This is a genomic window from Peribacillus sp. NPDC097198, assembly GCF_044762055.1.
In the GTDB taxonomy this organism is placed as follows: domain Bacteria; phylum Bacillota; class Bacilli; order Bacillales; family DSM-1321; genus Peribacillus.
The window spans coordinates 395247-407183 of record NZ_JBIWDO010000004.1 but is presented as its reverse complement, the minus strand read 5'-3'; the positions used below and the strand labels follow the sequence as shown (position 1 = coordinate 407183).

12 protein-coding genes are annotated in these 11937 nt (G+C 39.0%); 2 read left to right on the top strand and 10 right to left on the bottom strand.

Translation table 11 applies throughout. The features are described from left to right. Positions 1 to 14: 14 nt before the first annotated feature. Both ACIQXQ_RS09755 and ACIQXQ_RS09750 read right to left on the bottom strand, forming a co-directional pair. Positions 15 to 710: an L-ribulose-5-phosphate 4-epimerase gene (locus tag ACIQXQ_RS09755; RefSeq protein ID WP_402956933.1), complete on the bottom strand. Its 696-nt coding sequence runs from the start codon at positions 708 to 710 to the stop codon at positions 15 to 17. Between the two features lie 23 nt (positions 711 to 733). Then, positions 734 to 2344 (bottom strand): xylulokinase, encoded by a 1611-nt coding sequence (locus ACIQXQ_RS09750; RefSeq protein WP_402956931.1) that lies wholly within the window; start codon positions 2342 to 2344, stop codon positions 734 to 736. 342 nt (positions 2345 to 2686) lie between these two features. Between ACIQXQ_RS09750 and ACIQXQ_RS09745 the strand changes: the two genes are divergently transcribed. Both ACIQXQ_RS09745 and ACIQXQ_RS09740 read left to right on the top strand, forming a co-directional pair. After that, positions 2687 to 3778 (top strand): GntR family transcriptional regulator, encoded by a 1092-nt coding sequence (locus ACIQXQ_RS09745; RefSeq protein ID WP_402868848.1) that lies wholly within the window; start codon positions 2687 to 2689, stop codon positions 3776 to 3778. A gap of 341 nt (positions 3779 to 4119) precedes the next feature. Next, positions 4120 to 4689, top strand: coding sequence for a biotin transporter BioY (locus ACIQXQ_RS09740; protein ID WP_402868850.1), 570 nt, complete (start codon positions 4120 to 4122; stop codon positions 4687 to 4689). Between the two features lie 281 nt (positions 4690 to 4970). Here the strand turns inward: ACIQXQ_RS09740 and ACIQXQ_RS09735 are convergent, their stop codons facing one another. From ACIQXQ_RS09735 to ACIQXQ_RS09700, 8 genes are all read right to left on the bottom strand, one after another. Beyond that, entirely contained in the window at positions 4971 to 5453 is a 483-nt protein-coding gene (locus ACIQXQ_RS09735) for a YusW family protein (RefSeq protein ID WP_402956929.1), read from the bottom strand. A 90-nt stretch (positions 5454 to 5543) separates the two neighbouring features. Next, positions 5544 to 6188 (bottom strand): PAQR family membrane homeostasis protein TrhA, encoded by a 645-nt coding sequence (gene trhA / locus ACIQXQ_RS09730; protein ID WP_402868854.1) that lies wholly within the window; start codon positions 6186 to 6188, stop codon positions 5544 to 5546. Between the two features lie 174 nt (positions 6189 to 6362). Beyond that, on the bottom strand, positions 6363 to 6962 hold the full coding sequence (locus ACIQXQ_RS09725) for a cell wall hydrolase (RefSeq protein WP_402868856.1): 600 nt from the start codon (positions 6960 to 6962) through the stop codon (positions 6363 to 6365). Between the two features lie 122 nt (positions 6963 to 7084). Further along, positions 7085 to 7654, bottom strand: coding sequence for a GNAT family N-acetyltransferase (locus ACIQXQ_RS09720; RefSeq protein WP_402868858.1), 570 nt, complete (start codon positions 7652 to 7654; stop codon positions 7085 to 7087). A gap of 27 nt (positions 7655 to 7681) precedes the next feature. Next, positions 7682 to 8086: a secondary thiamine-phosphate synthase enzyme YjbQ gene (locus ACIQXQ_RS09715; RefSeq protein WP_402868860.1), complete on the bottom strand. Its 405-nt coding sequence runs from the start codon at positions 8084 to 8086 to the stop codon at positions 7682 to 7684. A gap of 228 nt (positions 8087 to 8314) precedes the next feature. Continuing rightward, entirely contained in the window at positions 8315 to 10204 is a 1890-nt protein-coding gene (locus ACIQXQ_RS09710) for a PTS fructose transporter subunit IIABC (protein ID WP_402956925.1), read from the bottom strand. 4 nt (positions 10205 to 10208) lie between these two features. After that, entirely contained in the window at positions 10209 to 11129 is a 921-nt protein-coding gene (gene pfkB, locus ACIQXQ_RS09705; RefSeq protein ID WP_402956923.1) for a 1-phosphofructokinase, read from the bottom strand. Then, entirely contained in the window at positions 11129 to 11881 is a 753-nt protein-coding gene (locus ACIQXQ_RS09700) for a DeoR/GlpR family DNA-binding transcription regulator (protein WP_402956921.1), read from the bottom strand. Before ACIQXQ_RS09700 ends, pfkB begins: the two co-directional genes overlap by 1 nt. Between the last annotated feature and the right edge of the window lie 56 nt (positions 11882 to 11937).

The following is an 11937-nucleotide window of genomic DNA, read 5'->3' as shown; positions in this document are numbered from 1 at the left end:
TGGTAGAGTTACTCTTACTTTTGACCATAATAAGCATTTTTTCCATGTTTTCGTAAATAATGTTTATCCAAAATATTTTGTGGTAATTCTTTCGCAAAATGATTTAATTCCCTTGTGAATAAATTCATTTTCGAAACTTCATCCAAGACCACACTGTTCATGACAGCGGATTTTGCATCTTTACCCCATGTAAACGGTCCATGACCATGAAGTAATACGCCAGGAACGGCTAAAATGTCCAACCCACGCTCTTCAAATGTTTCGATGATTACCTTCCCAGTCTCCACTTCGTACCCACGATCAATTTCCTCTTGTGTTAGATAGCGCGCACAAGGGACCGATCCGTAAAATGTATCTGCGTGAGTAGTCCCCATCGCTGGAACATCAAGGCCTGCTTGAGCCCAGATTGTCGCCCAAGTTGAATGAGTATGAACAATGCCGCCAATTTCTTGGTAATATTTATAAAGTACTGCGTGAGTCGCTGTATCTGATGAAGGCCTCAGCTCTCCCTCAACAACATTGCCATCTAAATCGACAACTACCATATCGCTGGCTTTCATTGTTTCGTAATCAACACCACTAGGTTTGATAACAAATAAACCACTTTCACGGTCAATGGCACTTGCATTTCCCCATGTATATTTCACGAGACCATATTTAGGCAAGTCCAAATTTGCTTGATATACCTCTTCTTTCAGTTGTTCTAACACGCCAACCCCTCCAGTTTTCCAACTCATAACATCAAATTGTCAACAGCTGCCTGCTCAATTACTAAGCCCTTCCTGTATCTTTCAATAAATGTTTCATATCCTTCAATATCTACTTGGTCAGGATAAATTTCTTGCCCATCCATATCTTTGAATACTTTTTGGTCGAGGAAGTCTTCTAAACTTTCTTTTTGATTTTTATTCAACATGTAAGAGGCAAGAATCGCCATTCCCCACGGTCCACCTTCACCTGCTGTTGACATTACCGATACTGGCGTATTCATTGCAGCGGCAACGATTTTTTGTACAACAAGTGGGGTTTTAAATAAACCACCGTGAGCCAAAATACGATCAATCGCAACATTTTCTTCCTTTGTCAAAATACCCATTCCGATATTTAAAGCACCGAAAGCAGTAAAAAGGTGAGTCCGCATGAAGTTCGCTAAATTGAAACGACTCTCAGGCGAGCGTACAAATAGTGGTCGTCCTTTTTCAAATCCTGTAATATTTTCACCTGAGAAATAACCGTAGCTAAGCAAACCACCACCATCTGGATCCGCTTCCAGAGCTTTGTTCAACATTACTTCAAATAATTTATTTGTCTCAACCTTTTGTCCCATTGCCTCAGAAAATTCACGGAACAATCCCAACCATGCATTAAGGTCACTTGAACAGTTATTCGCGTGGACCATCCCAACTGGACTTCCGTTTGGTGTAGTTACCATATCAATTTCTGGATATACTTTTGAAAGCTCTTTCTCTAGTACAATCATGGCAAAAACGGAAGTTCCTACTGAGACGTTGCCGGTACGTTTTCGCACACTATTCGTAGCAACCATTCCCGTTCCAGCATCGCCTTCTGGTGGGCAAATCGGAATGCCTGGTTGTAAATTCCCGGACCTATCCAGGATTTTCGCTCCCACTTCGGTTAATTCTCCCGCTTGCTCACCTGAAACGTAAACTTTAGGAAGGATCTCTTTAAGCATCCAAGGATAACCTTTCGTAGCAATCAATTCATCAAAACGCTTGATCATTAATTCATTGTAATCATGCGTTGATTCATCAATTGGGAACATCCCTGAAGCATCCCCAATGCCAATTGCTTTATTACCAGTCAATAACCAGTGAATGTATCCAGCCAAAGTCGTAATACAATCAATACGCGGCAAATGCTTCTCTTCATTTAATATTGCTTGATAAAGGTGGGCAATACTCCATCGTTCAGGGATATTGAATTGTAATTGATCAGTTAATTCTTTTGCTGCCACACCAGTTGTTGAGTTACGCCAAGTTCGAAACGGAACAAGTAGCTCCCCTGTATGGTCAAAAGCCATATAACCATGCATCATTGCAGAGAATCCAATAGATCCAATTTTCCGAATTGTTATGCCGTAATTTCGTTCAACTTCTTGCTTCATTTCACTATAAGCTGTTTGCAGACCGGTGATTATATCCACTAAATTGTATGTCCAAAATCCATCTTCCAGAAGGTTTTCCCACTCATAACTTCCAGATGCGATTGTTTCATAACGTTTATCTATCAACACCGCTTTTATACGTGTTGAGCCAAATTCGATTCCAAGTGAAGTATCACCCTCGTTAATCGCTTGTATAATTTCTAATCGATTCGATTGCACGTTAATCCCCCTTTCGATAGCGCTTTCAATATACAGGAGGCGCTTGAATTCATTTATGAATATATTATATTTTTTGTACGTACATTTGTCAATAAACAATATTAATTATACTCACAGCTTTTAAGTTGAACCGTCATCCTCACTTCAAAGGCAGTGAATCTAGGATATTAAGTGAATAGGGATAGGGAGTAAAGGATATGGTAAAAAATCAGGTATTAATAGCTTTGTCCACAAACTGAGGTAATTTGTTTTAATCCACTCAGGCTTATGTTAAAATGTGTACGTACAAATCTAAAAGGAAAATAAATAAGAATGCAAACAACCGAAACGAGGTGAGGTTTAATGAAACCAAAGTATCAGGTAATCGTCGATGATTTAAAAAATAAAATCCTTACAGGTGAGTATAGTATAGGAGAACAAATTCCTACTGAGTCCGTTATGCAGGATATGTACAACGTTAGCCGACACACTGTAAGAAAGTCCATTTTAGAATTAGCAAACGAGGGATTCTTAAGAAGTGAAAAAGGTTCTGGGACATATGTTAGTAATCAATATCAATTAAAGTCTGGTGGGAATTTCAAATATAAAACGATTGGTGTCATCACGACCTACATATCGGATTACATTTTCCCTTCTATTATCCGGGGAATCGAAAAAAGATTAAATGAAAATAATTATTCCTTACTATTGGCCAGTACAAATAATGACGTCGAACAAGAAAAAAAAGCCTTGGAAATGATGTTATCCTTTGGCGTAGATGGTTTGATTGTTGAACCTACAAAAAGCAATCTATACAATCCCAACATTGCTTATTACCTAACATTTAAGGAACAAGAGGTACCATTCATCATGATTAACGCTTATTATGAGGAATTAGAAGTTCCTTTCTTTTGCCTAGATGATGTGCAGTCGAGCTATCTCGCGACAAAAGAATTAATTTCCAATGGGCACACCCAAATTGGGTTCATTTCGAAAATGGATGATTTACAAGGAAAGTATCGAATGAAAGGATATATAAAAGCACTTGGAGAAGCAAAATTACGCTTTCAACCCGAACAATTGCTTTCATATACTACAGAAACGAAGCTAGACTTGCACAAGAACTTGAAGCGGTTCTTAAACGAAAATAGAGACGTGTTGACTGCCATTGTTTGCTATAACGACGAGGTAGGGTTAGAAGTAGTAAATGTATGCAGACAACTTGATATTTCCATTCCGGAACAATTATCAATTATTGGCCAGGACAATTCTTATATAGCGAAAAATGCTAATATCAAATTAACGACTTTAACACACCCACAAGAACAAATGGGTCATGATGCAGCTGATTGGTTGATCAAGAAATTACAAGGAAAGAAGGGCTTACCCAATGAAAACCATTACCAACCAGTCTTAATTGAAGGGGAAACTGTAAAAAAGCTAGATGAAAAATAAATCTAGTCTGGTGTAAATGAATGACTATCTTCACATGGGCCCCGATTATTCCTATGTGAAGGCAGTCAAATGATGAAATCCATTTTGTCTGCTCTTTCATGATTCCAACCTCATTTACAAAGTGGTGAACATACAGCTATACCTGTAATATTGAATGTTCGAGTTGAGCTAAATATCAGGCTTATAGATCCCTATATTCTTTACACTCCCCCTTATATGCAATCCAATTTTCTTCCTTCAAACTTCAGAAAAAACAAAAGATATTGACAGTATTTACTTCCTATAATAAAATTTTATTTGTTAACCAAATAATAAATTAGTTTACATTAGGAGGAAACGCTATGAATACGAGTCATGAAAAATTAAGAATGATGATAATCACAGCCTTATTTGCAGCTATTATCGGAATCCTTTCCCAACTAACCATTCCACTCCCGCTCGTGCCTATTACAGGACAAACTCTGGCCGTTGGACTTGCCGCTACGATCCTGGGTGCTCGTTATGGTACTTATTCAGTAGTTTTGTACTTATTCATTGGTGCAGCTGGTGTTCCTGTCTTTGCAGAAATGTCTGGAGGACTGGCAAAGATTTTCGGTCCTACTGGTGGCTATTTATTGTCTTATATCCCTACTGTTTTCATTACCGGCTGGATTTTGGAAAAAACCCGTTTTACATTTCCCATTGCACTCATAGCTAATATCATTGGCATGATGATAACATTAACCATTGGAACAATATGGTTGAAATATGCAGCTGCATTAACTTGGACAGCTGCCATTGCTAGTGGATTCGCACCATTCTTAATCGTAGGTATCCTGAAAGCCCTCCTAGCATCCTGGTTAGGTGTTTCCATTCGAGCTAGACTTGCTTCAGCTAAAATGCTTCCCAAAAAAAATATCTCTATTTCCTAATAGACAAAATAAAGACAGGTAGATACCATGGATTTGGTACCCCCTGTCTTTATCGTTTAATTAAATATATTTAAAGTCGGGCTTTATTTTTCAGAAAAATAAAAAAAGACTCTTTTTAGAAAAAAGACTCTTTTTTTATATGTATTTACTACGGTCCTATCCCCATAAGCCCGAATTAAATAGCATAGTAAAAGTATGATAAACCCCTTTGTTTACCTACACCATTTTACTATAACAATTAAGATTTGACAACTCTTGAATATATTCTATCACGATTGTTTTTATTTATTAACGACTTTATATACCTTTGTTTTTCCATCGCTATACGTAACTTCCAATTCGAACTCTTGGTAATCCTCTTTTAAGTTAAAGGCTTTAGTCACCTCTTGTATGACCTCATCATCCGTAGAGTCTTGGGTGAAAGTCAACTTTTCTAAAATTGGCGTCAATTCTTCCATCGCTTCATCACCATGAACTTCATGTTTATTAGATTCATCATCGATAGAAGCTTCCGTTTGAGCACCCATGGTATCATATTCCGCTTCATAGTCATTGTTATTCCCTTTATAATCAACTTCTAGGTTAAAGGCTTTGAAAGTAAATGGAAGCTTTTCATTGGTTTCTGTTCCCTTTTCAGGATTTGTTTCCGCTTGGTTTTCATTTTCTTGTACCGGCGGATTCTTTACCTCGTCATCTTCTCCACATCCTGCTAATACAAGCATAGCAGCAAATGGGACCGAAAGTACTTTTAAAGATTTCTTCATATGGTTTCCTCCTAAGTCTCTTTTCTTATCTATTACCTAAATGGTAGAATTTAAAACACGAATTTATTTATATAAAGATAATCCCTCTAGTTATAGAGGGATAATATAAAATAAAACTACAAAGAAGTGTGCCACAGATCCTGCAAGCACGAAGAGATGCCATACAGCATGGTGAAAAGGAAAACCACGCCATACATAAAAGATGGCACCGAAAGTATAAAGTAATCCTCCGGCTATAAGTAATTGTATGCCTGCTGCTGGCATGGTGTTGGTTAGCGGGCCCCATGCCAGTACAATCATCCACCCCATTGCGATATATAAAATCGTGGATAGATAAAGAAACTTCTTAACAAAGAAAGCCTTGAAGATGACTCCTACCACTGCCACACCCCATACAACTCCCAGTAGCGTCCATCCTAAAGCCCCTTGAATGACGAGCAGCATGATTGGTGTATACGTGCCCGCAATGAATATATAAATGGCCGAGTGATCAAAAATCTCAAAAAGGTCTTTCAATTTCCCCTCAGGAAAGCTATGCACTAAAGTAGAAGCTACATATAAAAGGAGCATAGAAACTCCATAAATGATCGAAATCACAATGAGTGAAGCCGATCCTTGATGAGCAGAGAAAATTATTAATAAAACAAGAGCGGCAATGCTTAATAAGACACCAATTCCATGGGTGATTGCATTGAATACTTCCTCTTTTTTTGTATAAACGTGCGTATTAGCCATCTTACAACTCCTTATTCATTGAACCACTTTTTCAATTTCCTTTTCAATTATATCCTACTTCCAGAATGCATTAAAGTAAGTAATTCCATTCATCAGCCCTTTTCGACTATAACGTTTTTGAGGAAATACTCTTTTATTGAAAAAGGCCTGACCGTAGACGGTCAGGCTTCATGATCAAATGGCAAAATGGTGGCCACCGATAATTTTAACCACTTCTAATTTTTCCATCCACACACTGTCGGATATACTTGGATTCCAAAAATATAATGCATCATTCGTATAGCCGTGAATGGCTATTGCTTCATTTACTGCCCGTACTGCATCTTCTCCAGCAGGTTTGTTAATGCTACCATCATCAACAGGAGAGAATTGATTTTTTTGATAAATCACTTCTCTTACTGTTTCAGGGAATTCGCCACTATCAAGACGATTTAACACGACTCCTGCTACTTCTACCTTGCCTCTATATGGCTCACCTTTTGCCTCAGCATGAACCAATCTAGCTAATAATTCTTTATCGGTTTCATTCATGAAATGCGGAATAATCAATGTTTTGCCTGGTTCAGCAACATTATTCTTGTTATTATTGACTTCTTTTAACGTTTGAATTGGAACTCCATGCTGCTTAGCGATATCCCATATCGATTCACCTTGTTTAATAACATGTTTTTTAGCACCATTCGAAGCCTTGCTTGTGGTTTCCCAAGGGAATGCTAGTCCAAGTATGATGACACTAAGAGTTATGATCATCGGTAATACAACTGATAATTTCATCCTTTAACCTCCTCGTTAAGCACCTCCCTAGAATAACAGAATAAAAAAGAGAAAACAGCGTCAAATTATTCCCAAGGTAATCCAGGTGTTTTTTTACATTTTTTTAAAAAAGTGATTATCGTTCATTCGTTTCTCGCTTGCCATTCTTCACGTAACATCCCCATCTTGATGGAATCGTAGTAAATCCCATCGTGATAAATGCATTTCCTTATTCTACCCTCAAGTTGCATTCCTACTTTTTCAGCGACCGTCATCATTCGTTTATTTCCAGACCACGTCGTCAATCCTATCCTTTCAATGGTTAAATTTTGAAATAAATAAGGAATGAATAGGCTAATGGCTTCCGTTCCATAACCGCCATTCCAATATCTTGGTTCATATATGGTAATTCCGATTTCTAGCCATCTTGCTGGTTCATTCTCCCAATAATAAACAACCGACCCGATTATTTGGTGTTCCCTTTCTATTAATAATTCAGAGAAAACACCTAATTTTTGATCGTATCTCCGTAGTTTCATCTCATTGTTAATGTACGTAGGATAATCCATAATTTCATTAGCTGAGTAAGGTGTATCCCATTTTTTCCACATAGGATTTTCTTCTCCATACCTTAAACTCCATAAGGTTTTCAAATCGTCCTGTTGGACATTCCTCAACCGTACTTTTTTTCCTGTAATCAAAACATCTATCAAAATTGCTTCCCCCTGCATATCCTTGTCCTACTCAATCAGTTTGATGAAGTAATGACGATCTCTAGGACCATCAAATTCACAGAAATATATACCCTGCCATCTACCAAGGACCAAACTACCTTTATGGATAATAACTTGTTGTGACGACCCTACAGTGCTGGACTTTAAATGAGCAGCAGTGTTCCCTTCCATATGTAAATCCAACGTATGATTCCATGGATAAAGCTCATCCCATCTTCTAAGCATATCTTTTTTAACATCTGGATCCGCATTCTCATTAATTGTAATGCCTGCAGTAGTATGTGGACAATATACAAGCGCTATACCTTCTTGTATTCCCCTTTCCGTTACAAATGCCTGCACTTCTGTCGTAACATCTATCATATCATCTCTTTTGATGGTTTTTAGTGTGTTTTTCTTCAACAAGGTCATCCTTCTCCTTTTTATGTTATTTATATTCTCTACCCAAAAACTAGGGGAAACATGCTTTTTTATGTCTCTATCAATGGCTTATTATTCTTCATATAAAGACTTTTTAACCAATCTATAATATGGCCGAGGAACAACCTTCCCCAAAAGTGAATCATATGGAATCTTTGTACGATTAAAAAGTCTGGAAAACTGAAAAGACGGATTCAAGATTCTTGAATCCGCCAATCTTCAGTTCTGTTTTCTTTTCCAGAATCCCAAGATAAGTCCAGAGATGAGTGAGCCTATTAAAATGGCCAACAAATATAGAAATGGATGGTTAACTAATGGTATTACAAACACGCCCCCATGAGGTGCCGGCAATGTGACATTGAATGCCATCGTTAGAGCACCCGCCGTTGCTGCTCCAATCACACTACTGATAATGACCCTAAACGGATCGGCGGCCGCAAAGGGAATCGCTCCCTCTGTAATGAAAAAGGCCCCCATAAAGTAATTTGTCAATCCGGATTTTCTTTCTGTATCGTTAAATTTACTTTTGAAAAAGGTGGTCGCAAAGGCAATGGCAAGCGGAGGTACCATCCCACCCGCCATAACTGCTGCATGAGGGCCGAAGCTTTGTGCTTCAATAGCCGCAATACCAAAGGTAAAGGCAGCTTTATTGATGGGCCCACCCATATCTACAGCCATCATGCCCGCAAGAATCATCCCTAAGAGAACGGCGTTTGTCCCTGATAAGCCCTGAAGCCAATTCGACAAACCTTGGTTGAGAGCAGTCACTGGTTCATTAATAACGAATAGCATGATTAAACCTGTTATTAGCATTCCGAACACCGGATAAAGCAAAACCGGTTTAATCCCTTCGAAAGCCTGTGGCAAATTAGAGAATAATTTCTTCAATCCTAAAACAACATACCCGGCAAGAAAACCTGCAATTAGGCCACCTATGAAACCAGCATTGGCCTGGGCTGCCAACAAGCCTCCGACCATACCAGGGGCAAAGCCCGGGCGATCGGCGATACTTGAGGCAATGAAGCCTGCCAGGACTGGTACTAGAAAGAAAAAGGCCCCGCTTGTACCTCCCCCGATGTCACTTAATGCTTTGGCTATTGGATTATATTCCGGTTTTGTCGGATCGGATGCATCTATTCCAAAAAAGAAGGATAGTGCAATTAAGATCCCTCCACCTACAACAAAAGGAAGCATATTACTTACGCCATTCATCAGATGCTTATAAATTTCGATCTTTCCTTTTGTTGAAGTTTCATCTTCTCGACTATCCTTTTTAGTCCCTTTGTAAATGGGTGCATCCTGGTTAACAGCCCTTTTAAGTAACTCCTCCGGCTTCCTGAGCCCCTGAGCAACGGGAACGATGATAACCCGCTTACCGTCAAAACGGTCCATCTCCACTTGTTTATCCGCTGCAACAATAATGACATCCGCCTTTGCAATTTCTGCTGGATTCAACCTATTTTTTACACCTGTCGATCCATTGGTTTCAACTTTGAAATCAAGACCCATTTCTTTCGCCTTAGCCTTTAAAGCATCCGCTGCCATATAGGTGTGGGCAATTCCTGTCGGGCACGCAGTGACGGCCAGGATTTTTGCAGCCCCTATAGTCGTACTTGCTTTCTGTTCTTCATTTTCGTTTTCGTCTTGATCTGCTTCGTGTTCTTTTTTATTGATAATTTCCAACACTTCTTCAGCTGATGTGGCAGAAACCAATTGAGACCTGAATTGAGCGTCCATTAATAATGAAGACAATCGAGATAGGGTCTCTAAGTGAACCTGATTAGCTGCTTCACTTGCCGCAATCATGAAAAATAAATGAGCTGGCTGCCCATCAAGCGATTCAAATTGAATACCTGAAACTGATTTTCCAAAGCAAATGGCCGGCGTTTTCACAGCACTCGTTTTTGCATGTGGGATGGCGATTCCCTCACCTATCCCTGTCGTACTTTGCTCTTCACGTTTCAAAATGGCGGCCTTGAATCCACCTTCATCATGTAAACGTCCAGCTTGTGCTAACTTGGCGGATAATTCTTCTATCACCCCAAGCTTTGTCTCGCTTTGCAAATCTATAAGAATGGTATCCAATTTTAACAAGTCTGTAATTTTCATAGAGTTACCCCCCTTTTATCTCACTGATACTAATTTGCGGCAATACTTTTTCCATTAATTCCAACGTGCAAAGGTCCGATGAAAAAGCTGTCGCACTTCCCGCGGCGACACTATATTGGAAAGCGGTTATAACATCTTCCGTTTTTTCATAGATCCCGATAAATCCGGCCACCATAGAATCACCGGCCCCCACTGAATTGATGACCTTTCCTTTCGGTATATTTGCAGCATAAGATTTATCTCTTGTGATAAGTACAGCCCCATCTCCTGCCATCGAAACGATTACATTTTGAGCACCTGCTTCCAACAACTTCCGCCCATACTTATTTGCATCCTTCACAGTTCTGATTTCAGTCGAGTAAAGACTCGCTAATTCGTGATGATTAGGCTTCAAGAGAAAAGGCTCATATTGAACGACATCCAATAATTCTTTCCCACTAGTATCAACCACCACTTTTACTTTCCTCCCCAAACATATTTTCATCATCGTTTCGTACACATCACGTGGGAGGCTTGTTGGAATACTACCAGATAAAACGAGCCAATCATTTGGCTTGAGTTCACCAATTAAACTAAGTAAATGATGGTAATTCTCCATGGATATTTCAGGACCATGACTATTAATTTCCGTCTCCACTCCTGTTTTTAATTTAATATTGATTCTCGTATCACCTGTTATTTCCGTGAAATTAGTCCTAATATGATCTTTTTCTAAACAGGCTTTTACAAATTCCCCAGTTTGGCCACCTAAAAAGCCTAAAGCAGTCGTATCGTTTCCTAGCCTATTCAATACACGTGATACGTTAATTCCTTTGCCCCCCGGATATTTCTTATCCATGCATGTTCTGTTCACCAAGCCCATTTGGAAGTTTTCCACCTCGACCAGGTAATCTATTGAGGGGTTGAGCGTTACGGTATAAATCATTAAATCGTCACGACCTTTATCTTGGGATTTTTCAAGAGCTGTTCGACGGCAGCTTCATTATTGTTATCCGTCAGCAAAATGACTTCACTTACATCTGCCACTTTTGCGAAGGTGACTTCATTTAATTTTGAACTATCTGCAAGCACATAACTTTGATTAGAAAGCCTTATTGCCGTCTTTTTCAATAGCGCTTCTTCAGGATCTGGTGTAGTCAAACCTAATTCAGGATGAATGCCATTGATCCCTAGAAAACATTTATCGAATCGGTAATCACTTAAAAAATCGACAGCTGTACTACCTACAACCGCATTGGTGGAAGCCTTGATGGTTCCACCAACGATAACCGTTTTTATTTCCAATTCCATCAACTTTTGTATATGCATGAGACCGTTGGTTAAAACGGTTACATTTTTATCTTTTAAATAAGGGATCAGTTCAGAGATGGTCGTACCTGCATCAAGATAAATACAGTCATCATTCTCGATAAAAGTTGACCCCAGCTCTGCTAGGAGCTTTTTTTCGGATAACGCTTTGTTTTGCTTCTCCAAGATTGTCGGTTCCATGCCTTTTCTTTGAAGCAAGGCAGCTCCACCATGAACACGTTTTAAAAGCTTTAGTTCCTCAAGTTGGACTAAATCACGCCGAATGGTAGATTCTGAAGCTTGCAAATGATCGACAAGTTCTTGCATCTTTATAATGCCTTTTTTCTTAATCAACGTAAGGATTACGTCATGCCTCTCGGTTGTCAACAATTACCTCACCCCCAATATATTTCCATAATAACTTCATTTTTCAGATTAATCAATCA

What these genes read in the sequence shown, in the direction of transcription:
- ACIQXQ_RS09745 (WP_402868848.1), top strand. Translation starts at nt 2,687, where the DNA reads ATGAAACCAAAGTATCAGGTAATCGTCGATGATTTAAAAAATAAAATC.
- ACIQXQ_RS09740 (WP_402868850.1), top strand. Translation starts at nt 4,120, where the DNA reads ATGAATACGAGTCATGAAAAATTAAGAATGATGATAATCACAGCCTTA.
- ACIQXQ_RS09735 (WP_402956929.1), bottom strand. Translation starts at nt 5,453, where the DNA reads ATGAAGAAATCTTTAAAAGTACTTTCGGTCCCATTTGCTGCTATGCTT.
- trhA (WP_402868854.1), bottom strand. Translation starts at nt 6,188, where the DNA reads ATGGCTAATACGCACGTTTATACAAAAAAAGAGGAAGTATTCAATGCA.
- ACIQXQ_RS09725 (WP_402868856.1), bottom strand. Translation starts at nt 6,962, where the DNA reads ATGAAATTATCAGTTGTATTACCGATGATCATAACTCTTAGTGTCATC.
- ACIQXQ_RS09715 (WP_402868860.1), bottom strand. Translation starts at nt 8,086, where the DNA reads ATGACCTTGTTGAAGAAAAACACACTAAAAACCATCAAAAGAGATGAT.
- ACIQXQ_RS09710 (WP_402956925.1), bottom strand. Translation starts at nt 10,204, where the DNA reads ATGAAAATTACAGACTTGTTAAAATTGGATACCATTCTTATAGATTTG.
- pfkB (WP_402956923.1), bottom strand. Translation starts at nt 11,129, where the DNA reads ATGATTTATACCGTAACGCTCAACCCCTCAATAGATTACCTGGTCGAG.